Source organism: Caballeronia sp. ATUFL_F1_KS39, assembly GCF_023630985.1.
Classification (GTDB): domain Bacteria; phylum Pseudomonadota; class Gammaproteobacteria; order Burkholderiales; family Burkholderiaceae; genus Caballeronia; species Caballeronia zhejiangensis.
In genome coordinates this window covers 23,168-46,241 of record NZ_JALQDZ010000049.1, presented here as the reverse complement: position 1 = coordinate 46,241, position 23,074 = coordinate 23,168, and the positions used below count along the sequence as shown (strand labels likewise).

Genomic DNA, 23,074 nt, shown 5'->3' with positions numbered 1-23,074 from the left:
AAATATTTTTTTTCATGATTATGATTTCATGGTTTGATTTTCATCAAAGCGCGGGCGCTCTTTTTGGGGGGGGGGGGGGGGGGGCCGGGGGGGGGGGGGGGGGGGGGGGCGGGCGCCCCCCCCCCGCGCGCCCCCCCCCGCGGTGCTTGCCGGCTCGTTCGCGGGCCTCGCGGTGGGCGTGCTCAACGGGCTCGTCATCACGCATATGCGGATCCTGCCGTTCATCGTCACGCTCGCGACGAGTCTCGGCGCGCATGGGCTTGCGTTGCTGCTCGGGCATAACGACGCGGTCGGCATTTCATCGGATTCGAACTTCGCCGCATTCGGTCAGGGCGATCTGTTCGGCTTGCCGATACCGGGCATCGTGTCGGCGCTGACCGCGTTTGCCGGATGGATCGCGCTGCGCAGTTCGCGCTTCGGGCGGCATGCGCTCGCCATCGGCGGAAGTGAGGAAGCGTCGCGGCTGATGGGCCTGAACGTGGACCGCACGCTCGTCATGGTGTATGCGCTGAGCGGCTTGCTTGCGGGCATCGCCGGTGCGATTCTGGCCGCGCAGTTCGGCGCGGGACAGCCGAATGAAGGCGTCGGATGGGAGTTGTTCGCGATTTCCGCGGTCGTGCTCGGTGGCACGCGGCTGACCGGCGGCGATGGGTCCATCGCGATGACCGTCGCGGGCGTCGCGTTGCTCGGGCTCGTGTTCAATCTGCTCAACTTCGAGAACGGGCTCGGGTTCATTTCGCTTTCCGCCTACTGGCAGTCGGTGATTCGCGGTGCGTTTCTACTGCTCGTGATCTTGCTGCAGGCGCGGGTTTTGAGTGGGAACGATAAGGTGAAAGTGGCGCACTGAGGTTTGCTTTCTCTACGGTGGATTTCGCCGGATCCCGTTTTGCTTTCGGTTTATTAGCGTTGCCCCTGCGCTAATGGTCCAACGCGAAAACGGGATCCGGCGAAAAAAAACATCAAGCATGCCGATGCTCGGGCAACACGTCATGCGCCATATCGTCCCGCTGCGTCCCGGCACCAGCACCAGTCCCGGCCCCAGGAATCCCCCGCCCGCGCAGCGAACACCCGACCGTCTCGGTAACGAACACCAACGCAACCGCGCCAACCGCACAAGCCCCCATCATGTAATACGCCGGCACCAGCGTGCTGCCTGTGCGTCCGATCAGCCAATCGGTGACCATCGGCGCGGTGCCGCCGAAGATCGACGTCGACACGTTATAGGCGATCGCCATCCCCGCATACCGCGCCTGCGTCGGGAACATCGCCGGAAACATCGCGGAGATGCTCGCGAGTTGCGGCACATACAGCAGCCCCAGCACCGCAAGCCCGATCAGCGCGCCGGCAATGCCATGGGTCATCAGCGAGAACATCGGCACGGCCGCGACGAAGATGCCGACGAGCGAAAGCCACCACACCTTCTTGCGTCCGATACGATCCGACAGCGCGCCCGCGAACGGCAGCAGCACCATCATCGACAGCATGCCGATGAGCGGCAGCAGCAGCGAGAGGTTGTCGCTCATGCCGAGCTCCTTCTTCATGAACGTCGGCATATAGGCGAGCAGCACGTAGTTCACGACGTTGAGCGCCACGACGAGCCCGCCGAGCTGCAAGAGCGGCTTCCAGTAGCTCGCGAACAGTTCGCCCAACGACACACCCGTCTGATGCTCTCGCTCCGCCGCTTCGGCGCATTCGCGAAACACCGGCGTGTCCTCCATCTTCGAGCGCAGATACAGTCCGATGAGACCGAGCGGCGCCGCGACGAGAAACGGCAGGCGCCATCCCCACGCGTGCATCGCGTCGTTGCCGAGCAGCACCGAGCAGCCGAGCATCAGGAACGCGCCGAGCGAAAAGCCCGCGAGCGTGCCGAATTCGAGAAAGCTGCCGCAAAAGCCGCGCTTGTGATCGGGCGCGTATTCGGCCATGAACGTGGCCGCGCCACCATACTCGCCGCCCGTCGAGAAGCCCTGGATCATGCGCAACGCGACGAGCGCCACGGGCGCCCATATGCCGATGCTTCCATATGAAGGCAGCAAGCCGACGAGCAGCGTCGCCATCGACATGATGATGATGGTCAGCGCGAGCACATGCTTGCGGCCGAGACGATCGCCGAGCGGTCCCCAGAAGAGGCCGCCGAGCGGACGCACGAGAAACGAAATCGCGAACGTGGCGAGGGCGAAGAGCGTGGCTTGCGCGGTACTGCCGGGAAAGAGCGCGGCCGAAATGTAGGTCAGGCCGTAGCTGTAGATGCCGTAGTCGAACCACTCGGTCGCATTGCCTATTGCCGAGGCGGCCATGGCGCGTCGAATCGGCGCGCGCGAGGGCGTCTCATCGGGCGCCGCGTGTTGACCCTGCCTCGTGGATGGTTGCACGTCACTCATAGTCGTCTTCCGGATGCGTCATGGACCCGGTGCTGCGCTCGAGTTCGCGCGCCATGCACCGCCTTGAGATCAAGATACAGACGCATGCCGCTTGCCTGGCATGTCCTAGGACGATGACGGCGCTGGGGTTTTCCCGAGCGCGCGGGCCATTCTTGCCGATCGTCTATGGAATCGCCGGGGCTTCTTACCGCGCGGCTCGCAGCCTCGACGCGCTCACGGGGATGAGACGTTCCGCCTGCGTCGAAAGCGCATGTCATAGGACAATGCGCGAGCGCGGATCATGGCTCGGGATTGGCGAGATCCGCGGCGACGATGCGGTGGCCGAGCGCTTCGGCCGCCCGCCGCGCGTCCTCGCTCGATTCGAACGGGCCGATGGTCTCGCAGCCATCGAACGGATAGAGCACGCGCTTGTCGCGCTTTCTCACGACCTTCAACGTGCCGATGTGCAGGCCCGTCGCATTCACCACATACGACGCGTAGATATCGAAGTCTTCGTGCGCGCCTGCGCCTGATGTCGAGGGGGCTTTAGGCATCGGTCTGGACATGGTTTCGCTTGATGTGATGCTGGCGCCTGACGGTCACGCGCACGTTATCGATTTGAGCGACACGTCTAGCAAATCCCGTGCCGCACTGTCCCGAACGCCTTGCAGGACGGGGCTGACGCGCGTGCGGCCATTGCAAGAAAATGGGTTTTCCGTGCGAGAATCCGGTATCGTTCGCACCCGCGTCCGGAAGCGCACATGAACGATTCGAACCCTACGACGGGCAGCGTCCCTGACAAACCTGCATCGCCCCATCGAGAGGCCGGGCGAGGAGATCAAGCGTCGATGAAAGCCGAAAACCTGATCGCGGATACGAGGATGAACGGGCTCGACCCGAGCTTCCTCCTGGGCGGCGGCGAAATGGGCGCGCTCATCCGCGGTTTCGACTGGACGCAGACCGCGCTCGGCTCGCCCGAAAACTGGCCGCAAAGTCTCAAGACGGCCATCCGCATCATGCTGACGTCGCGCCAGCCGATCTGGGTCGGCTGGGGGTCGGACCTGCTTTTCTTCTACAACGACGCGTACAAGTCGATCATCGGCGGCAAGCATCCGCATGCGCTCGGCCAGCCGACCTCGGTCGTGTGGCGCGAAATCTGGAACGATATCGGCCCGCTGCTCGACACGGCGCTCGCGGGCATCGAAGGGACATTCGTCGAACAGAAGCTCCTCATCATGGAGCGCAACGGCTTTCCCGAGGAAACGTATTACACGTTCTCCTATAGCCCGATTCCCGATGACCGCGGCGGCGCGGGCGGCATCATCTGCGCGAACAGCGACGACACGCAGCGCGTCCTCGGCGAACGTCAACTTAACGTGCTGCGCGAGCTGGCCGCATCGGCGGCGGATGCGCGCTCGTGGCGCGAGGCATGCGAACTGTCGATGAACGCGCTCGCAGGCGCATCGCGCGACATGCCCTTCGCGCTGCTCTACATCGCCGAGCCGGGCGGCGACATGGCGACGCTCGCCGGCGCGTGCGGCATCGCGCCGGGCCATGCGGCCGCGCCCGCAACGCTGCATGCGTCGCACGCGGAGCTGTGGCCGTTTCAAAGCGTGCTGCGCGACGGCCAGCCGCGCGTGGTGACGAACCTCGAACGCCTCGTCGATGCGCCGTTGCCGACCGGCGCGTGGAACGTCGCGCCTTCGAGCGCGGTGCTCGCGCCCATCGCGCCTTCGGGCGAGACGGGCCGCGCGGGCGTGCTGATCGCGGCGTTGAACCCCTACCGGCTTTTCGACGACGCCTATCGCGCGTTCATGAATCTGGTCGCGGGCCAGATCGGCGCGGCGATCGGCTATGCGCACGCGTACGAGGAAGAGCGCCGCCGCGCCGAAGCGCTCTCCGAAATCGACCGCGCGAAAACCACGTTCTTCTCCAACATCAGCCACGAGTTCAGGACACCGCTCACGCTGATGCTCGGCCCGCTCGAAGAACTGCTGGCCAGTCCCGGACGCGTAGGCCGCGAGGATTTGCGGCTCGTCGAGATCATGCATCGCAATGGCCTGCGACTCCTGAAGCTCGTCAACGCGCTGCTGGATTTCTCGCGCATCGAGGCCGGGCGCATCGAGATGCATCGTCAGCCGACCGATATCGCCGTATTCACCGCCGAGCTCGCGTCGCTGTTTCGCTCGGCGATCGAAACGGCCGGCCTGCGCCTCCAGATCGATATCGCGCAGGCGCCGGTGATCGCGGACATCGACCGCGACATGTGGGAAAAGATCGTGATGAACCTGCTGTCGAACGCGTTCAAGTTCACGTTCGATGGCGCCATCCGCATCTCGCTGCACGCGAACGCCGATCGCAGCATCGAAATGAGCGTGCGCGATACCGGCATCGGCATTCCCGAAGACGAGCTCACGCGCGTGTTCGAGCGCTTCCATCGCGTGACGGGCGCGGCGGGCCGCTCGGTGGAAGGCAGCGGCATCGGCCTTGCGATGGTGCACGAGCTCGTCAAGCTGCACGGCGGCATGATCCGCGTGCAAAGCACGCTCGGCGAAGGCGCGTGCTTCACCGTCACGCTGCCCTCGTCGCGCGAATCGGCGTTCGATGCGCAAGCCGCGCCCCATGCCGAAGCGAGCATCCGCGCGCGCTCGTATGTCGATGCCGCCATGCGCTGGATGCCGGACGGAGAGCCGCCGGTCGTCGAAAGCGAGGAAGACGCGCCGCTCGGCGCGGACGCGGCCGACGACCCGGCGCTCGCCAATGCGTTGCCGGGCCGCGTGCTGATCGTCGACGACAACGCCGATCTGCGCGACTACATGCGCCGCATGCTGATCGCGGCGGGCCACGACGTGAACGTCGCCGCCGACGGCGAAGCCGCGCTCGCGATCGCGCGCGACGTGCGACCGGAAGTCATCGTCTCCGACGTGATGATGCCGCGCCTCGACGGCTTCGCGCTCGTGCGCGCGCTGCGCGAAGACGAAGCGCTGCGCGAAACGCCTGTCGTGCTGCTCTCGGCGCGCGCGGGCGAGGAAGCGCGCGTCGACGGCCTCGAAGCGGGCGCGGACGACTATCTGACCAAGCCCTTTTCCGCACGCGAACTGCTCGCGCGCGTGGCGAGCAATCTGCGGCTCGCGCGGCTGCGTCGCGCGACCGAACAGAAGCTGCGCGACGAATCGCGCACGCTGGAGATTCTCAATCGCGTCGGCACGGCGGTCGCGGGCGAACTCGATCTGAGCCGCGCGGTGCAGGTCGTCGTCGATGCCGCGACGGAGCTGACCGGCGCCGCCTTCGGCTCGTTCTTCTACAACGTGCTCGACGACAAGGGCGGCAGCTACACGCTCTACACCCTGTCGGGCGTGCCGAAGGATACGTTCGCCAAATTTCCGATGCCGCGCAACACGGCCGTATTCGGTCCGACGTTCGCGGGCGAAGGCATCGTGCGCTCGGACGACATCACGAAAGATCCGCGCTATGGACACAACGCGCCGCATCACGGCATGCCGAAGGGCCATCTCGCCGTGTGCAGCTATCTCGCCGCGCCGGTCCTCTCGCGCACGGGCGAAGTGCTCGGCGGGCTGTTCTTCGGGCATCCCGAGCCGGGCGTCTTCACGGAGCGCTCGGAGCGCATTCTGACGGGCATCGCGTCGCAAGCGGCGATCGCCATCGACAATGCACGGCTCTTTCAGGCCGCGCAGGACGAGATCGCCCAGCGCACGAAGGCGCAGGACGCGCTGCGCGATCTGAACGAAACGCTGGAGCGCCGCGTCGCGGATGCCGTCGCGGATCGCGATCGTTTGTGGGAGTTGAGCGAAGATCTGTTCTTCGTCGCGAGCTTCGAGGGCGCGCTGCTGCGCGTGAGTCCTTCATGGACGACGGTGCTCGGCTTCGACTCGCAGCGCCTGCATTCGCACACGGTGATGGACCTCCTTCATCCCGACGACGCGCCCGCCGCCGCCGAGGAACTCGGCAAGCTGCGCGCGAACGGCTTGCCGGTGCGCTACGAATGCCGGATGAACCGTTCGGACGGCCGCTGGCGCTGGATCGCGTGGACCGTATCGCTCGATCCGGCCACGCGGCGCATTCATGGCGTGGGCCGCGACGTCACATCCGACCGCGAAACCGCCGACGCGCTGCGCCACGCCGAAGAAGCGCTGCGCATGGCGCAAAAGATGGAAGCCATCGGCAAGCTGACGGGCGGCGTCGCGCACGACTTCAACAATCTGCTGCAGGTGATCGGCGGCAATCTGCAATTGCTCGCGAAAGACGTCGCCGGACAGGACAAGCCCGAGCAGCGCGTGCGAAGCGCGCTCGCGGGCGTCGCGCGCGGCGCGAATCTCGCGTCGCAATTGCTCGCGTTCGGCCGACGCCAGCCGCTCGCGCCGAAGGTCGTGAATCTGGGCCGCTTCGTGCGCGGCCTCGACGACATGTTCCGCCGTGCGCTCGGCGATGGCATCGAGATCGAAACCATCGTGTCGGGCGGATTGTGGAATACGCTCGTCGATCCATTCCAGGTCGAGAACGCGCTGCTCAATCTCGCGATCAACGCACGCGACGCGATGAACGGTCACGGCAAGCTCACGATCGAAGCCGGCAATGCATCGCTCGACGAAACCTACGCGATGCGCAACGCCGACGTCGCGCCCGGCCAGTACGTGATGGTCGCCGTGACCGACACCGGTTCGGGCATGTCGCCCGAAGTGCAGGAACGCGCGTTCGAACCGTTCTTCACGACCAAGCGCGAAGGACAAGGCACGGGCCTCGGCCTTTCGATGGTGTACGGCTTCGTCAAGCAGTCCGGCGGCCACGTGAAGGTGTACAGCGAGCAAGGGCACGGTACGACGGTGCGTATCTATCTGCCGCGCGCGCGCGAGGAAGAGGGTATCGAAACGACCATCGATGCCGGTCCGGCCAAGGGCGGCAGCGAGACCATTCTCGTCGTCGAGGACGATGAGGAAGTGCGCGCGACCGTCGTCGAGATGCTCGCGGATCTCGGCTATCGCGTATTGCGGGCAAAGGACGCGCAGAGCGCGCTGGCGATCGTCGAAAGCGGCGTGCCCGTCGATCTGCTCTTCACCGATGTCGTGATGCCCGGCCCGCTGCGCAGCAACGAAATGGCGCGCAAGGCGCGTGAACGCGTGCCGGGTATCGCGGTGCTGTTCACGTCGGGCTATACGGACAACGCGATCGTGCATGCGGGGCGGCTCGACGAAGGCATCGATCTGCTGAGCAAGCCTTATACGCATGAGGCTTTGGCGCGCAAGGTGCGGCAGGTGCTGGGACAACGCATGAGGGCATCGGCGGGCGCGCCTGCCAGCGCCGATGTCAGCGTGCCGAGCGTCGCGCAAAACGATGCGCTCTCGCGAATGCGCGTGCTGTTCGTCGAAGACAACGAACTCGTGCGCGATAGCACCGCCGAATTGCTGCGCACCTTCGGGCTGGATCTGACGGAAGCGGGCAGCGTCGATGAAGCGCTGGCGCTCATGCGCGAGCATCGCTTCGAATTGCTGCTGACGGATGTGGATCTTGCCGGGCAGTCCGGCGTGGAACTGGCTATCGCGGCGTGCCGCAAAACGCCGGGACTGGGCGTCGTGTTCGTGACGGGCTACGACCTCGCGCTCAGCGAGGACGAGCGTCGCGCATTGCCGAAGTCGATTCAGTTGAAGAAGCCATTCGATCCGCTGGCGTTGCTCAATGCGCTGAATGCGGCGGTGGCGCGGTAGGGGCTTGTCACATCACGCGATCATCGAACTTCGATGCATCGCCCGTCGTCGCCGTGAATGCGGCGAACGGAAACGCTTCCCTTGCCGCGCCCACGCTTCTTGTCATCAGCCCGCGCGGCGTTTTCTCACTGCTTGAGCGAGCAGTTCGAGCACAGGTTCGCTTTGCGTCCAGCCAAGGCATGCATCGGTGATCGATACGCCGTGCTTGAGCGGCACGCCCGGCTTCTGATCCTGACGGCCCTCTTCCAGATGACTCTCGATCATCACGCCGGTAATGCGCCGTTCGCCCGCCTCCAGTTGCCGCGCGATGTCCTGCGCGACATCGACCTGACGCAGATGCGACTTGTTCGAGTTGGCGTGCGAGCAATCGATCATCACCTGTTCGCGCTGGCCGAGCTTGGCGAGCGCGCCGCACGCCGCCGCGACGCTTTCGGCGTCGTAGTTCGGCCCCTTCTTGCCGCCGCGCAGAATGACGTGGCAGTCGTCGTTTCCGCGCGTCTCGAAGATCGCCGCCATGCCCATCTTTGTCATGCCCATGAACGCGTGGCTCGCGCGCGCCGCGACGATTGCGTCGGCAGCAACCTGCACGCCGCCATCGGTGCCGTTCTTGAAGCCGATTGGACAAGAAAGCCCCGACGCAAGCTGACGATGACTCTGGCTCTCCGTCGTGCGCGCGCCGATCGCGCCCCACGCGATGAGATCGGCGATGTATTGCGGGCTGAGCAGATCGAGGAACTCGGTCGCGGTGGGCAGACCGAGGCCGCTGATGTCGAGAAGCAGTTCGCGCGCGCGGCGCAGTCCTTCGTTGATGCGGAAGCTGCCATCGAGACGCGGATCGTTGATATAGCCCTTCCAGCCTACCGTCGTGCGCGGCTTTTCGAAGTACACGCGCATCACGATGAAGAGATCGTTACGCAGTTCGTACGCCACTTTCTTCAGACGCTCTGCGTATTCCATCGCCTGATCGTGATCGTGGATGGAACACGGACCGATGACGACGACGAGCCTGTCATCGCGGCCATGCAGAATATTCGCAATGGCCGCGCGGCTTTCCTCGACGAGGGTCTGCACGCCGGGCGTGACCGGCAGTTCATCGAGCAGCAACGCGGGCGAGATCAGCGGACGCACCGCGCCGATGCGCGTATCGTCGATGCGGGTCGTGTCTTGCGTGGAGTCGGCCACGCCTGCCTCCTGATCGCGGGAGGGATTGTCGATGCGGGTCAAGATAGGCTCCGTGATGCGTAATTGATGCAAAATTCAGGGACTTCATGCGGCGATTCCGCGATATAACCGGCTCGCGGCGCAAACATCCATTATCGCACCTGGAGCAGCCTGTTCGCCCGATCGTGCGTATGATGAAGCGATACGACACGCCCGAACTCGATCAAAGGGAGCAGACCATGCGCATCGAAACATCATTTCTATTCGACCTCGACGGCACGCTCGTCGACAGCGTCTATCAACATGTGCTCGCGTGGAAAGAAGCGCTCGACGCCGAGGGCATCGAGTTGTCGGTGTGGCGCATTCACCGCAAGATCGGCATGAGCGGCGGACTCTTCACCAATCAGTTACTGCGCGAGACGCACGGCGAGATCAGCGCGGATCGCGTCGAGCGGCTGCGGCAGTTGCATGCGGAGGCGTACAAGCGGCTGCGCGCGCAGGTGTGTCCGCTGCCCGGCGCGCGCGAATTGCTGCAAGCGTTGACGAACGCCGGCACGCGCTGGGCCATCGCGACGAGCGGGCGCATGGAAACCGCGCAGGTCAATCTCGAGGCATTGGGCGTCGATCCGTCGAAGCAAGTGGTCGTTACGCGCGACATGGTGAAGTACGCAAAGCCCGATCCGGATCTGTTCCTCGCCGCCGCCGAGCGTCTGAACGTGCCGATCGAGCATACGGTCGTCGTCGGCGACAGCATCTGGGACATGCTGGCCGCGCGCCGTTGCCGCTCGCTCGGCGTCGGCTTGCTATCGGGCGGTTATGGCAGCGATGAACTCGAGCGCTCCGGCGCGTTGCGCGTGTATGAAGATCCAGCGGACTTACTGCTGCATCTCGATGAAGTCGCGGCGCGGCCATGAGATGATCTCGCGCATGACGACCTCTTCTTCCATCGACGTTCGCCCCTGGGGTGACGCGAATCGCTACACGTTGCGCAATGCATCGGGCATGTCTGTCGATATCAGCGACCTCGGCGCGACGCTCGTTTCATGGCTCGCGCCCGATCGCGATGGACATCTCGCCAATGTCCTGCTCGGTCACGACATGCCCGACGATTACCGCAACGGCAGCGCGTTCATGGGCGCGATCATCGGGCGCTGGGCGAATCGCATCCGCGATGCGCGCTTCGTGCTCGATGGCATCGCGCATCAGGCGGAGCGCAACGAAGGCGCGAATCTTCTGCATGGCGGCTCGGCGGGGTTTCATCGGCAGATGTGGCGTGTGCAGGCGGCGAACGGCGCGCTCGTCATGACGCTGCAATCGCCTGCGGGCGCTTCTGGCTTTCCCGGCAATGTGGATGTGACCGTGCGCTATGCGCTCGATGACGACGGCACGTTATCGATCGATTACGAAGCTCGCACCGATGCGCCGACGCCCATCAACCTGACCAATCACGCGTACTTCAATTTGAACGACGGCGCGAGCATTCGCGACCACGAGATATCGATTGCATCGGATACGTACTTCGCAATCGATGCGACCTCGATTCCAATCGCGCGCGAAAGCGTCGGGGACAGCGCGTTCGATTTGCGCGCGCCTGCATCGATCGGTACGCGTCTCGATGCGGTTCATCCGCAACTCGCGATCGCGGGCGGCTTCGATCATTGCTACGTGTTGAGCGACCAAGCGAACGAACCGCGCACGGTCGCCGTGCTGTTCGATCCATCGAGCGGACGCGAACTGAGCGTGTCGACCGATGCGCGCGGCTTGCAGTTCTACTCGGGGAATTATCTGGAAGATGTGCCCGCGCGCGGCGGTTCGCGTTATCGCAAGCAGGCGGGACTGTGCCTGGAAGCGGGCGGCTTTCCCAACGAGATCAACATGCAAGACAGCGAGCGCGCTGTCTTGCGGCCCGGCGACGTGTATCGTCAGCGCACGCGCTATACATTGCGCGTGCGCTGAAGCGTCATCAGAAGATGTTGCGCAAGCCGATCGACACGCCGGTCTGATTCGAGCGGCCCGGCAGTTCGACATCCGCCGCGCCCGTCACCTTGTTGAAGTCCACGGTGCCGTAGACTTCCGTGCGCTTCGACAGCGCGTACTCCGCCAGCGCGACACCCGTATAGCGATTGCCGCTGCCCGTCGCGCCGCCGCCGATGGCCGCGTTCTTCATGTGGTCGTAGTAGAACGCGCCCGTGAGCAACAGCGCCGGCGTGACCTGATAGGTGACGCCCGCGAACGGGCCATCGTCGCGACGGCCCGAGCCTTTCAGAATATCCGTGCCCGATACGAGGCCACGCTGTTGCAGGATGCTGTCGACGAAGCCGGTGTCATCGGTCGAATGCAGATAGCCGACATAGAGCTTCGCCGCGCCGATCGCATAGACCGCGTTCGCGTTCCAGATCTTCTGCTTGTTCGCGGCGTTGTCGCTGTTCTGCTGATAGCCGCCGCCGATGGACAGCGGGCCCATCGCATACGACGCCGTGAAGCCGTACATGTTGCCCGCGCCCATATGACCCGGAACCTGGCCCGAGAAGCCGCCCGCGCCCGTCGACGTATAGTTCGTGCCGAACGAGTACATCGCGCCGATCGTGAGGCCCGCGAACGTGCCGTTGTACTTGACGGCGTTATCCGCATAGAGACCCGCGCCCAACGCAACCGGCAACCATGCGTTCTCGAAGTAATTGCCGACCGTGAGCGGATCGTAGACGTCACCGAGCATGTCGAAGAGCGGCGTCTTCTGACGGCCGAGCGTCAGCGTGCCATATGGATTCGACAGGCCGACGAAAGCCGCGCGATTGAATGCGCGAGCGCTGTCGGAGTATTGGCCGTTTTCCAGTTCCACGCCGCTTTCCAGCTGGAAGATCGCTTTCAGGCCGCCACCGAGATCTTCGACGCCTTTGAAGCCGATGCGGCTATTGGTAATGGCGCCGTTCGTCATGAACAGCTTGCCGTCGTTGTTGGCGTTGGCGTTCGTGAGGTAACGCACGCTGACATCGGCGACGCCGTACAGCGTGACCGAGCTTTGCGCGAATGCGGATTGACACGCGAGCGCGACGACCGACGCGCCGATGCCCGCGATGGCACGCGATGTGAATGTCTTCATGATGTATTGGGAGCGCGTATTCGTTAGCCGTTTTTCATGGCTTCGACGCGTCGCCTTTCAGATAACTGTCTTGGCTGAAGCAGCTTGGCGCGACGCATCGAAAGCTCGCGGTTTTTTAACACATCAAATGACGCGATGCCCATTCGGTGCAATACGTGTGGCGTTTTAGGCAACAAGGCGCGCGTGTTTAGTTGCGCGCGCTACGCTTCAAACTTTCGCCTGCGCAATTTGCGCTGCCTCCGACCGCACCGCTTCGAGAAAGCCTCGTCCCATCTCCTTCTCGAAGCGCGACGGACTGCCCTCCCACACGATGCGCGCATGTTCGAGCACATACACGCGGTCCGCATGGGGCAACGCGAACGTCACGTTCTGCTCGCCCAGCAGCACGGTGATCGGCGTGGTCTTCTGCAGCCGTTCCATCGCCTTCGACAGTTGCTCGAGAATCACCGGCGCGAGGCCGAGCGTCGGCTCATCGAGGATGAGGAGCTTCGGCTGCATCATCAGCGCGCGCGCGATCGCGAGCATCTGCTGCTCGCCGCCCGATAACGTGCGCGCGGTCTGCGCCTGACGCGATTCGAGTATCGGAAAGAGTTCGAAGAGCCACTTGAGCTGATCGGCGCGCATCTTGTCGGAAAGATGATAGCCGCCGAGATCGAGATTCTCGCGCACGGTCATGTCGCCGAACAGCTCGCGCGTCTCCGGGCACTGCACGATGCCGCCACGCGCGATCGCCGCGCCGCTCATGCCTTTCAAATCGCGCGAGCCGTAGCGAATGGTTCCGTGATACGCCACGAGTCCGGAAATCGCATTGAAGAGCGTCGTCTTGCCCGCGCCGTTCAATCCGACGACCGACACGAATTCGCCTTCGCGCACATGCATGTCCACGCTATCGAGCGCGCGCGCCTTGCCGTACAACACGCCGACGCTCTCGACCTGAAGAATCGACGGCTTGTTGCTCACGACTTCCGCGCCACGCTCGCGTGCCTCGATCTTGCCGCCGAGATAGACGCGCCGCACGGTCTCATTCTGCATCACTTCTTCGGCGGTGCCTTCCGCGACGTACTCGCCGAGATACATCGCAAGCACGCGATCCGCGAGCGCCGCGAGACTCTTCACGTTGTGATCGACGAGCAGCACCGCGCGCCCTTCCGCGCGAAAGCCGCGAATCAGTTCGGAGAACGCTTCCGATTCGGCAGCGGTGAGACCCGCGAAAGGCTCGTCGACGAGCACGACACGCGGATCGCGCGCGATCGCCTTCGCCATCTCCATGCGACGCAGATCGGCGAAGGGCAGCGTCGCCGGATGACGATGCATCACCTTGCCGAGTCCGACGCGCTCCGCGATCTCGCGTGCGCGGCGATTCACATGCGGATCGGCGGCGAGCTTCACGAGCGAATCGGGCAATAGCGCGAGCTTGATGTGTTCGAGCACTGTCTGCCGATGCAGCGGCCGCGAATGCTGGAACACGATGCCCACGCCCGCGCGCGCGATTCGATGCGGCAGCCATCCGGCCATCTCGACGCCATCGACCTTGATCGATCCCGCGTTGGGCCGCTCGATGCCCATGATGAGCTTCATCACCGTCGACTTGCCGGAACCGTTCGGACCGATGAGGCCGAGTATCTCGCCGGGCTCGATATCGAAGCCGATGTCCTTCACCGCGACGAGACCGCCGAAGCGCTTCGTGAGGCCGCGCACCGAAAGCAAAGGTGTATCGCTCATTCGCGCTCCCTCACACGCAGGATGTTGCCGAGCAATCCATCGGGAAAGAACAGGATGACCGCGAGCGCGACAGCCGCGACCACGAACGTATTGATCTGCCCGAGCGGACGCAGGAATTCGCCCGCGACGATGAGAAAGATCGAGCCGAGCACCGCGCCGAGTATCGTGCGCCGGCCGCCGAGCACAGCCGCGATGATGATCTGCACGCCGATGCCGATATCGACCACCGTGCTCACCGACGCCGTGCCCTGATAGAACACGAGCATCGCGCCCGCGACGCCTGAGAACACCGCGCTGATGCAGAACGCCGCGAGCTTGTGCTTCACGACGTTGAAGCCGAGCGCCTGCGCGCCGACGGTATCCTGCCCGCTCGCCTGCAGAATGAGACCGATGGCCGAGCGCGACAAGCCGAACAGAATGATCGCGCAGACGATGAGGAACGCGAGCGCGATCCAGTAGTTGTGGCTCGCATCGACGGACATCACGTCGGGCACCATCATGCCGATCTCGCCGCCGGTGACGCCCGCGAAGATCACGATCGCGTTCTGCAGCAGCAACACCGCGACGAGCGTGACGAGACCGAAGTACGGTCCGCGCAATCGCAATGCGGGCACGGCGAGCAGCAGGCCGCCGACGAGCGCGACGAGGCCGCCGGCCATCACGCATACCGGTATCGGCGCGGCGGCGTGCGCGTTCAGTATCGCGGCGGAATACGCTCCGAGCCCGATCAGGAACGTCGGTCCGAAATTGACTTCGCCCGCGAAGCCGAAGAGCAAGTCCCACGACATCGCGAAGACGCCGAAGTAATACGCGACCGTCAGCACGCCGAGGATATAGCCGGTGAGCCACCACGGCAGCGTCGCGGCGACGATCGCGAGCAGGACCGCAGCCCAGATCAAGCGCGAACGAACGATGTCTTTCATGATTAGCGCCGTCCGAGAAAGCCTTGCGGCCGCACATATACGACGAGCACGAGCAGCAGCAGCGCGGGCAATGGCCGCAGCGTCGGCGAGATGAGGTACGCCGTGACGGTCTCCAGATAACCCACGACATACGCGGCCATCAACGAGCCCGACACGCTGCCCAGGCCGCCGAGCACGACGATGGAAAACGCGCTCGCCGTGAGCTGTCCGGTGTTGTTCGTGCTCACGCCAAGGAACGATGCGAGCAGCACGCCCGCGATGCCCGCGAGCACACCGTAGATGGTCCACGCGAGCAGATAGATATTCGACAGCTCGAAGCCGAGCAGCGTGAGACCGCGCGGATTCATCGACGCCGCGAGCAGCGCCTTGCCCGCCTTCGTGCGATTCACGAAGAGCCACAGCAATCCGATCACGACCCAGCACACGACCGCGATCATGATTTCGTTATAGGGCACGCGCACGCCCGCGACGCTCGCGACGCCGGGAATCAGCGGACGCATCGTGATGGGGTTATCGGAGAAGAGATACGCCATGCCCTGCTGGATCATGATGCCCCAGAGCAGCGTGCCCGTGAGCACGAAGATCTCTTTCTCTTCACGCGGGATCGCAGTCGAGCGTTGAATGGGCCGCACCACCATGAAATAGGTGACGTATGCGGCAATCATCCCGCAGACCACGCCGAGCGGCGTGCCGAGAAAGGTGCCCAATCCGGCTTCGCCCGCGAGCGCCCAGCCGAGCAGCGCGGATACCAGCATCACGCCGCCATGCGCGAGATTGAGCACGCCGGATACGCCGAATATCAGCGTGAAGCCGATCGCGCCGAGCGCGTAGAGCGAGCTGATCGCGAAGCCATCGATGAGTATTTGCAGTGGCAACATAGCGGCCCTTTATGTCTTCCATGTCGATGCCAACGTGGAACCGGTCCCCGCGACATGCGCCGCAAGGCGCGCGCTATCGGCAGCGCACGCGCGTCGCGACGACGCAAACGCGCTTAGTTCGCGGCTGCCTGCACCTTCACGAAGGCCGGAAACTTGACCTTTGCGTTCGCCACCGACTTCGGCCATATCGCCACTTGCTTGCCGTTCTGCCATTGCAGGTTGATGCCGGTGATATAGCCTTCGCCGTACTTCAACGCGTGCGTGAACTGATCGTTCTTGCCGTAGAACTGCCAGCGTCCGATGGTGCCGACATAGTCGGTCTTTTCGAGCGCATCGACCATCTTGTCGGGATCGGTCGAGCCTTGATTGCGATGAATCGCATCCGCGATGATGTACACGAGGTCATAGCTCGTGAAGCCGTCATACGCGGGCGATACGCCGGCAAAGTGCTTCTGATACGACTCGACGAAGGGCACGGTCTTCGGCGTCAACGCGACGCCCGGCGCCGCCGCCGATGCGGTGATCACACCTTCGGTCGCGCCGTTGGTGTCCTTCCAGAAGCTCGTGGTCGTCGCTTGCGAGCTTTGCCCCGACATCGGAATCGGCACTTGCTGATCGTGCCACTGGACGGTCGGCTGCACGCCGACATGGCTGATGCCCGTCGTGATCGTGTCCGGATGCTTCGCTTCGATCTGGTTGAAGATCGGCGTGAAGTCCGACGTGTCCGGATTGAAGCGGATGTGATCCAGCACCTTGAGGCCCGCTTTCGGCAGGCACTCGAGGTAGCGCTCGTCGAGCGGCTTGGTCCACGCGGCGTCCTCGCTCATCACGACGGTCGTCTTCATCTTGAACTCGCCGACAAGCACGTCATGCGAGAAATCGCAGATCGATTGCGCGATGAACGCAGACGTCATCCAGCCGTGGAAGGTGTACTTGTAGTGATCGTAGTCGTCATGCACGCGCTTCGAGATTTCGTTGCTCGCCGCGCCCGGCGTGATGAAAGGCATCTTCAGGCGCGCGGACCATGGCTCCATCGCGAGCGCGACTTCGCTGATGTAGCTGCCGATGATCGCGACTACCTTGTCCTGACTCGCGGCGCGCTGAAAGGCACGCACGCCGTCCGATGCCGACGAGTGATCGTCATACGCGATGATCTGGATTTGCCGGCCATCGACACCGCCCTTCGCGTTGATCTCCTCCGCTGCGAGTTGCGCGGCCTTGCTGATCGAAGCGCCCGCCACCGCGGACTCTTCGCTGATGACGCCGATCTTGATCGGCTCCCCTGCCGCGTGCGCCGTGACCGTGAGACTCAAGGCCGCCATCGCCGTACCCGTTGCAATGACGGTACTCATTCCCCGCCACGTCTTGCGCTTTGACATCATCAGTCTCCTCTGTGTATTCGATCATGGAGCGACGCCAGCCAGACACATGACACATGCAGCAATTAAGGATTTGCCGACAAACAGTAGCACTCGCCTTTCGAGCACTGAATCAGTAATAACGATAAAGACGATCATGCGAAAAGATCATCAATGCAGCGTCATTCTTTCAAACAGCTTGCGCGATGAACTCACGCAGCCATCGATGCGCAGGATCGCGATGCACGCGTTCATGCCAGTACATCGACATCTCGTAGCCGGGCACGTCGACGGGCGGCGCGACGATGCGCAACTCCGGCCAGCGCTTCGCGAGCCTCGCCGGTTGCATCGAAACCAGATCGGTCGTCGCGAGCACGGAGCGCACGAAGAGGAAGTGCGGCACCGACAGCGCGACGTGCCGCTTCATGCCGAACGTTGCGAGCGTGTCATCCGTCGGGCCGAAGAATCCGCCGCCATCGGGCGACACGATCACATGCTCCAGTGCGCAGAACTGCGCGAGCGTCGGACGCCGCTTCAATCGCGGATGATCCTTGCGTCCCACGAGCACATAGCTTTCCGTGAAGAGCGCTTGCTGATGAAAATTGGCCATCTCGGGCGATGTGATGTGAAACGCGAGATCGATCTCGCCGTTCTCCGCCTGCTTCGCAAGACGCGGCGGCAACATCTCCAGCACGGCGATCCGCGTGTGCGGCGCGGCGGCGCGCAAGCCGCTCAACGCAGGCAGCAGCACGGTCGATTCGCTGTAGTCAGTGGCGGCGATGCGCCATGTGTTGTCGGCGATGGCGGGATCGAACGCGGCTTCCGGCGACACCGCGCGTTCGAGCGATGCCAGCGCTTCGCGCAACGGCTCCCGCAGACTTTCCGCTCGCGCTGTCGGGCGCATGCCACGCGGGCCGGGCAACAGCAGAGGATCGCCGAAGATGTCGCGCAGCTTCGACAGATGCACGCTCACGGAAGGTTGCGAAAAATGAAGGCGCTCGGCTGCACGCGTGACGTTCTGTTCGGCAAGCAAAACGTCGAGCGTGAGAAGCAAGTTCAGATCGAGCCTTCTCAAGGTATTAGTCATGGCAATTCCTGCAATTTCAGATATTCATTTCCAATATACCCGAGAGGCTCTTAAGCTGGTCTCCATTCCAGAAACGAAGTGGAGAAAGCCTCATGAATGTGCTGATCGTGTATGCCCATCCGGAACGCCGCTCGCTGAACGGCGCCATCAATGATTTCACCGTCGAGCGTTTGCGCGCGAACGGCCATAGCGTGCAAGTCTCCGACCTGTATGCAATGAACTGGAAGGCGCCGCTCGATGCGAACGACGTGCGCGACCGCAACGCCGATACGCCGTTTCACGCGAGCCTCGATTCGAAGCACGCGTTCGAAAACGGCCTGCAAAGCCGCGACATCGAGCTGGAGCAGGACAAGCTGCGCTGGGCCGACGCGCTGATCCTGCAATTTCCGATGTGGTGGTTCTCGATGCCCGCGATCATGAAGGGCTGGGTCGAGCGCGTCTATGCGTACGGCTTCGGCTACGGCGTCGGCGAGCATTCGGACACGCACTGGGGCGACCGCTACGGCGAAGGTCTGATGGCGGGCAAGCGCGCGATGATCGTCGTCACGACGGGCGGTTGGGAATCGCATTACAGTCCGCGCGGCATCAACGGACCCATCGACGATATTCTCTTTCACATCCAGCACGGCATGCTTTTTTATCCAGGCTTCGATGTGCTGCCGCCGTTCGTTCTCTATGAAACGCATCGCATGGATGAAGCGCGCCTGCAAGCCACATACGATGCCCTCGGCCGGCGTCTCGACCGTCTCTGGGACGATGCGCCCATTGCATTCCGCAAGCAGAATCACGGCGACTACGCGATTCCTCAGCTCACGCTGCGCGACGAACTCGCAGCCGGAAAGACCGGTTTCGCGGCGCACATCGACTGAGGCAAAACGCGAAACACAGCTTAAGATGGATCCTTCGACAAGTATGGAGGAAGACATCGAATGCTGACGATCTGGGGCCGGGCCAACTCGGTCAATGTGCAGAAAGTGCTGTGGTGCTGCGATGAACTGGGGCTCGCGTACGAGCGCATCGACGCGGGCCTGCAATTCGGGCGCAACAACGAGCCCGACTATCTCGCGATGAACCCGATGGGCCGCGTGCCCACGCTCGTCGACGGCGACTTCGTGCTGTGGGAGTCGAACTCGGTCATTCGCTATCTCGCGATGCAATACGGCGGCGCCAGCCCGCTCTATCCCGCCGAGCCGAAAGTACGCGCGAGCGCGGACCGCTGGCTCGACTGGACGCTTTCGACCCTGCAGCCCGCCGAACGTCCGGTTTTCTGGGGCTATATCCGCACGAGCGCCGCGGATCGCGATGCGCAGCAACTCGCCGCCGCCGCGAGCGAGGTGGAAAAGCTCTGGCGCGTTATCGATGCGCATCTGAAGGGCCGCGACTATCTCGAAGGCAACACGTTCACGCTCGCCGATCTCGTCGTCGCCGCGTATGCGCGCCGCTGGTTCGGCATCGCGGAGCTGGTTCGCCCCGCGCTTCCCGAACTCGAACGCTGGTATGTGGGCATCACGCAGCGTCCGGGCTTCGCGCGTCACGTCTCGCCTGCATTGACCTGAACGGGACGGATTGCCATGACCATCGAACTGCATACCTGGAACACGCCCAACGGACGCAAGATCAGCGTCGCGCTGGAGGAAATGCAACTGCCGTACACCGTGAAAACGGTGAACATCACGAAGGGCGAGCAGCATACGCCTGAGTTTCTGCGCATCAGCCCGAACAATCGCATTCCGGCGATCGTCGATCCGGACGGACCCGACGGCCAGCCGATCAGCGTGTTCGAGTCCGGCGCGATCCTGCTCTATCTCGGCGAGAAGACGGGCAAGTTTCTGCCCGCGAGTTTGCGCGATCGCGTGCCCGTGCTCGAATGGCTGATGTGGCAGATGGGCGGCTTCGGCCCGATGCCGGGACAGGTGCATCACTTCCGCATGGTCGAAGCGGAAAGCGACCGGCGTTATGGTTTGAAGCGCTATTCCGACGAAACGCGCCGCCTGTACGGCGTGCTCGACAAGCGCCTCGCGCAAGTGGAATGCGTCGCGGGCGATATGTCCGTCGCGGATTTCGCGATTCTCGGCTGGGCGTGGCGGCATGAACGTCATCAGGTTTCGCTCGATGATTACCCTAACGTCAAGCGCTGGTACGAGGCGCTTTTCGCGCGCCCGGGCGTGAAGCGGGGCTTCGAAGTCAAGCTCGACGATCTCGGCTGATCAGGGCAAACCATGAGTCGGAGCGTCAGGCTAACGTAAGTTGCGCGCGTGATAACGATCTTCTAAGAAACGTGAGCGACACTGACGCCATTCGATAGATTCGCGCCCGAGGAGACAATCATGACCGCCAGCATGTACGACGATGGCCTTCCCAAAACTGCCGCCAACTACGCGGCGCTGACGCCACTCATGTTCATCGAGCGCGCGGCGTCCGTGTATCCGACGCTTCCCGCTATCGTGCACGGCGATGTCCGGCGCAACTGGGCCGACACCTACGCGCGCACGCGGCGGCTCGCTTCGGCGCTGGCGGCACGCGGCATCGGCCTCGGCGATACCGTCGCCGCGATGCTGCCGAACACGCCCGAAATGGTCGAAGCGCACTTCGGCGTGCCGATGACGGGCGCCGTGCTCAACACGCTCAACACGCGGCTCGACGCCGCCACGCTCGCGTTCATGCTCACGCACGGCGAAGCGAAGGCGGTGCTCGTCGATCGCGAGTTCTCGGACGTGATGCGCCGCGCGCTGAAAGACGTGCCGCAGGACGTGCTGGTCATCGATGTCGACGATCCGCGGTACGCGGGCGCGGGCGAGCGCATCGGCGAAATCGAATACGAAGCGCTGCTCGCGAGCGGCGATCCCGCATACGAATGGTCGCCGCCATCCGACGAGTGGAACGCAATCTGTCTGAATTACACGTCGGGCACGACAGGCAATCCGAAGGGCGTCGTGTATCACCATCGCGGCGCGTATACGAATGCGGTGAGCAATATCCTCGAATGGGACATGCCGAAGCATGCCGTGTACTTGTGGACGCTGCCCATGTTCCATTGCAACGGCTGGTGCTTTCCGTGGACCGTCGCCGCGCGCGCGGGCGTGAACGTGTGCCTGCGCCGCGTCGATGCGAAGACTATCTTCGATCTGATTCGCAGCGAACGCGTCACGCATTATTGCGGCGCGCCGATCGTGCAGAACCTGCTCGTCAACGCGCCCGACGACATGAAGACCGGCTTCGATCAGAAAGTCCATGCGATGGTCGCGGGCGCCGCGCCGCCCGCCGCGATGATCGAAGGCATGGAGCGCATGGGCTTCGAACTGACGCATGTGTACGGGCTCACGGAAGTTTATGGCCCGGCCACGGTCTGCCCGCAGCAGGCCGAATGGAGCGCGCTCGATATCGGCGAGCGCGCGCGATTGAATGCGCGGCAAGGCGTGCGCTATCACTTGCAGGATGCGGTCACGGTGCGCGATCCGATATCGATGGAACTCGTGCCTTCCGATGGCGAGACCATCGGCGAGATCATGTTCCGCGGCAACATCGCGATGAAGGGTTATCTGAAGAACGCGGCCGCGACCGAAGAAGCGTTTCGCGGCGGCTGGTTCCATACCGGCGATCTCGCCGTCGCGTATCCGGACGGCTATGTACGCATCAAGGATCGCAGCAAGGACATCATCATCTCGGGCGGCGAGAACATATCGAGCATCGAAGTGGAGGACGTGCTGTACCGGCATCCGGCGGTGCTTGCCGTCGCGGTCGTCGCGAAGCCCGATACGCGCTGGGGCGAGACGCCCTGCGCTTTCGTCGAATTGAAAAGCGGCGCGCACGCGAGCGCGGAAGAGTTGATCGCGCATTGCAAGAAGCATCTCGCCGGCTTCAAGGTGCCGCGCGCGATCGAGTTCTGCGAACTGCCGAAGACATCGACGGGAAAGATCCAGAAGTTCGAGTTGCGCAAGCGCGCGGGGTCCGTCACCGCGATCGACGTCTGATGGAGACCACGACAATGAGCGAACTCGTTCTGATCGAACGCGATGCGTATGACATCAAGGGTGCCGTCAGGCTCACGCTGAATCGGCCCGATGCGTTCAATGCCTTATCTGAATCGATGCTCGAAGCGCTCGAACGCGCATTGAAGGACATCGCCGAATCGGATGCGCGCGTGGTCGTGCTCGCAGGAGAAGGCCGCGCGTTTTGCGCCGGGCACGATCTCAAAGAGATGCGTGCGGAGCCCGCGCTCGATTATTATCGCGAGCTTTTCGCGCACTGCTCGCGCATCATGCTGACGATCCAGCGCATGCCGCAGCCCGTTATCGCGCGCGTGCAAGGCATCGCGACGGCGGCGGGTTGTCAGCTCGTCGCGATGTGCGATCTCGCGGTCGCATCGAGCGAAGCGCGTTTCGCGGTATCGGGCGTGAATCTCGGGCTCTTTTGCGCGACGCCGAGCGTGGCGCTGTCTCGCAACGTATCGCGCAAGGCCGCGTTCGAAATGCTCGTCACCGGCGAGTTCATCGATGCGGCCACCGCGCGCGAACGCGGCCTCGTGAATCGCGTCGCATCGCCTGGCGAACTCGACGATACCGTGCGCACGCTCGCCGCGACCATCGCCGCCAAGCCGCGCGAAGCGGTCGCGGCGGGCAAGGGCTTGTTCTATCGGCAACTCGAAACCGGCATCGAAGCGGCATACGCGCTCGCATCGGAAACGATGGCCTGCAACATGATGGACGACGCCACGCTCGAAGGCACGCAAGCCTTCATCGAAAAGCGCGCGCCGCGCTGGAAATGA

The 23,074-nt window shown here is 63.6% G+C and carries 17 protein-coding genes and 1 pseudogene; 9 read left to right on the top strand and 9 right to left on the bottom strand.

Features of this window, described 5'->3' with window-relative positions; genetic code table 11:
• Positions 1–139: 139 nt before the first annotated feature.
• Positions 140–847: pseudogene (locus NCR93_RS25310) on the top strand (ABC transporter permease); the annotation flags it as partial.
• Between the two features lie 112 nt (positions 848–959).
• Here NCR93_RS25310 and NCR93_RS25305 read toward each other — a convergent pair.
• Together NCR93_RS25305 and NCR93_RS25300 are read right to left on the bottom strand one after the other, a co-directional pair.
• Positions 960–2,381, bottom strand: coding sequence for an MFS transporter (locus NCR93_RS25305; RefSeq protein WP_008347726.1), 1,422 nt, complete (start codon positions 2,379–2,381; stop codon positions 960–962).
• A 278-nt stretch (positions 2,382–2,659) separates the two neighbouring features.
• Positions 2,660–2,914 carry a DUF6723 family protein gene (locus tag NCR93_RS25300; RefSeq protein WP_008347724.1) on the bottom strand — a complete coding sequence of 85 codons (255 nt, stop codon included), beginning with the start codon at positions 2,912–2,914 and terminating at the stop codon, positions 2,660–2,662.
• Positions 2,915–3,208: 294 nt separating this feature from the next.
• Between NCR93_RS25300 and NCR93_RS25295 the strand changes: the two genes are divergently transcribed.
• Positions 3,209–8,080 (top strand): response regulator, encoded by a 4,872-nt coding sequence (locus NCR93_RS25295; RefSeq protein WP_175980606.1) that lies wholly within the window; start codon positions 3,209–3,211, stop codon positions 8,078–8,080.
• 105 nt (positions 8,081–8,185) lie between these two features.
• Here NCR93_RS25295 and NCR93_RS25290 read toward each other — a convergent pair whose 3' ends face one another.
• Positions 8,186–9,304 carry a 3-deoxy-7-phosphoheptulonate synthase gene (locus NCR93_RS25290; RefSeq protein WP_275445930.1) on the bottom strand — a complete coding sequence of 373 codons (1,119 nt, stop codon included), beginning with the start codon at positions 9,302–9,304 and terminating at the stop codon, positions 8,186–8,188.
• A 176-nt stretch (positions 9,305–9,480) separates the two neighbouring features.
• On the opposite strand from NCR93_RS25290, the gene NCR93_RS25285 reads away from it, so the two are divergent.
• Together NCR93_RS25285 and NCR93_RS25280 are read left to right on the top strand one after the other, a co-directional pair.
• A complete protein-coding gene (locus tag NCR93_RS25285; protein WP_008347718.1) occupies positions 9,481–10,155 on the top strand; it encodes an HAD family hydrolase in 675 nt (224 codons plus the stop codon).
• A 13-nt stretch (positions 10,156–10,168) separates the two neighbouring features.
• Positions 10,169–11,197, top strand: a complete 1,029-nt coding sequence (locus NCR93_RS25280) for an aldose epimerase family protein (protein ID WP_239294890.1) — start codon at positions 10,169–10,171, stop codon at positions 11,195–11,197.
• A gap of 7 nt (positions 11,198–11,204) precedes the next feature.
• Here NCR93_RS25280 and NCR93_RS25275 read toward each other — a convergent pair whose 3' ends face one another.
• The 6 genes from NCR93_RS25275 to NCR93_RS25250 form a co-directional block, all read right to left on the bottom strand.
• Positions 11,205–12,341 carry a porin gene (locus tag NCR93_RS25275; RefSeq protein ID WP_008347714.1) on the bottom strand — a complete coding sequence of 379 codons (1,137 nt, stop codon included), beginning with the start codon at positions 12,339–12,341 and terminating at the stop codon, positions 11,205–11,207.
• 207 nt (positions 12,342–12,548) lie between these two features.
• The gene (locus NCR93_RS25270; RefSeq protein WP_175980604.1) at positions 12,549–14,063 is read right to left on the bottom strand and encodes an ATP-binding cassette domain-containing protein; all 1,515 of its coding nucleotides are present in this window, start codon (positions 14,061–14,063) and stop codon (positions 12,549–12,551) included.
• On the bottom strand, positions 14,060–14,986 hold the full coding sequence (locus NCR93_RS25265; protein WP_175980602.1) for a branched-chain amino acid ABC transporter permease: 927 nt from the start codon (positions 14,984–14,986) through the stop codon (positions 14,060–14,062). The genes NCR93_RS25270 and NCR93_RS25265 overlap by 4 nt, the downstream gene beginning before the upstream one ends.
• Positions 14,987–14,988: 2 nt before the next feature.
• Positions 14,989–15,864 carry a branched-chain amino acid ABC transporter permease gene (locus NCR93_RS25260; RefSeq protein WP_175980600.1) on the bottom strand — a complete coding sequence of 292 codons (876 nt, stop codon included), beginning with the start codon at positions 15,862–15,864 and terminating at the stop codon, positions 14,989–14,991.
• A 113-nt stretch (positions 15,865–15,977) separates the two neighbouring features.
• The gene (locus NCR93_RS25255) at positions 15,978–17,216 is read right to left on the bottom strand and encodes an ABC transporter substrate-binding protein (protein ID WP_372492505.1); all 1,239 of its coding nucleotides are present in this window, start codon (positions 17,214–17,216) and stop codon (positions 15,978–15,980) included.
• A gap of 196 nt (positions 17,217–17,412) precedes the next feature.
• Positions 17,413–18,309: a LysR family transcriptional regulator gene (locus NCR93_RS25250; RefSeq protein WP_008347704.1), complete on the bottom strand. Its 897-nt coding sequence runs from the start codon at positions 18,307–18,309 to the stop codon at positions 17,413–17,415.
• Positions 18,310–18,401: 92 nt separating this feature from the next.
• Between NCR93_RS25250 and NCR93_RS25245 the strand changes: the two genes are divergently transcribed.
• The 5 genes from NCR93_RS25245 (at position 18,402) to NCR93_RS25225 (ending at position 23,074) form a co-directional block, all read left to right on the top strand.
• Positions 18,402–19,178, top strand: coding sequence for an NAD(P)H-dependent oxidoreductase (locus NCR93_RS25245; RefSeq protein WP_175980597.1), 777 nt, complete (start codon positions 18,402–18,404; stop codon positions 19,176–19,178).
• A 60-nt stretch (positions 19,179–19,238) separates the two neighbouring features.
• The gene (locus NCR93_RS25240) at positions 19,239–19,865 is read left to right on the top strand and encodes a glutathione S-transferase family protein (protein WP_175980595.1); all 627 of its coding nucleotides are present in this window, start codon (positions 19,239–19,241) and stop codon (positions 19,863–19,865) included.
• A 15-nt stretch (positions 19,866–19,880) separates the two neighbouring features.
• On the top strand, positions 19,881–20,516 hold the full coding sequence (locus NCR93_RS25235; protein WP_175980593.1) for a glutathione S-transferase family protein: 636 nt from the start codon (positions 19,881–19,883) through the stop codon (positions 20,514–20,516).
• Positions 20,517–20,636: 120 nt separating this feature from the next.
• Positions 20,637–22,280 (top strand): acyl-CoA synthetase, encoded by a 1,644-nt coding sequence (locus NCR93_RS25230; RefSeq protein WP_175980591.1) that lies wholly within the window; start codon positions 20,637–20,639, stop codon positions 22,278–22,280.
• A gap of 14 nt (positions 22,281–22,294) precedes the next feature.
• Positions 22,295–23,074 carry an enoyl-CoA hydratase gene (locus NCR93_RS25225; protein ID WP_175980589.1) on the top strand — a complete coding sequence of 260 codons (780 nt, stop codon included), beginning with the start codon at positions 22,295–22,297 and terminating at the stop codon, positions 23,072–23,074.

Coding starts and splice junctions, on each gene's coding strand:
- NCR93_RS25305 (WP_008347726.1), bottom strand. CDS start 2,381: ATGAGTGACGTGCAACCATCCACGAGGCAGGGTCAACACGCGGCGCCC.
- NCR93_RS25300 (WP_008347724.1), bottom strand. CDS start 2,914: ATGCCTAAAGCCCCCTCGACATCAGGCGCAGGCGCGCACGAAGACTTC.
- NCR93_RS25295 (WP_175980606.1), top strand. CDS start 3,209: ATGAAAGCCGAAAACCTGATCGCGGATACGAGGATGAACGGGCTCGAC.
- NCR93_RS25285 (WP_008347718.1), top strand. CDS start 9,481: ATGCGCATCGAAACATCATTTCTATTCGACCTCGACGGCACGCTCGTC.
- NCR93_RS25280 (WP_239294890.1), top strand. CDS start 10,169: ATGACGACCTCTTCTTCCATCGACGTTCGCCCCTGGGGTGACGCGAAT.
- NCR93_RS25275 (WP_008347714.1), bottom strand. CDS start 12,341: ATGAAGACATTCACATCGCGTGCCATCGCGGGCATCGGCGCGTCGGTC.
- NCR93_RS25270 (WP_175980604.1), bottom strand. CDS start 14,063: ATGAGCGATACACCTTTGCTTTCGGTGCGCGGCCTCACGAAGCGCTTC.
- NCR93_RS25265 (WP_175980602.1), bottom strand. CDS start 14,986: ATGAAAGACATCGTTCGTTCGCGCTTGATCTGGGCTGCGGTCCTGCTC.
- NCR93_RS25260 (WP_175980600.1), bottom strand. CDS start 15,864: ATGTTGCCACTGCAAATACTCATCGATGGCTTCGCGATCAGCTCGCTC.
- NCR93_RS25255 (WP_372492505.1), bottom strand. CDS start 17,216: ATGAGTACCGTCATTGCAACGGGTACGGCGATGGCGGCCTTGAGTCTC.
- NCR93_RS25250 (WP_008347704.1), bottom strand. CDS start 18,309: ATGACTAATACCTTGAGAAGGCTCGATCTGAACTTGCTTCTCACGCTC.
- NCR93_RS25245 (WP_175980597.1), top strand. CDS start 18,402: ATGAATGTGCTGATCGTGTATGCCCATCCGGAACGCCGCTCGCTGAAC.
- NCR93_RS25240 (WP_175980595.1), top strand. CDS start 19,239: ATGCTGACGATCTGGGGCCGGGCCAACTCGGTCAATGTGCAGAAAGTG.
- NCR93_RS25235 (WP_175980593.1), top strand. CDS start 19,881: ATGACCATCGAACTGCATACCTGGAACACGCCCAACGGACGCAAGATC.
- NCR93_RS25230 (WP_175980591.1), top strand. CDS start 20,637: ATGACCGCCAGCATGTACGACGATGGCCTTCCCAAAACTGCCGCCAAC.
- NCR93_RS25225 (WP_175980589.1), top strand. CDS start 22,295: ATGAGCGAACTCGTTCTGATCGAACGCGATGCGTATGACATCAAGGGT.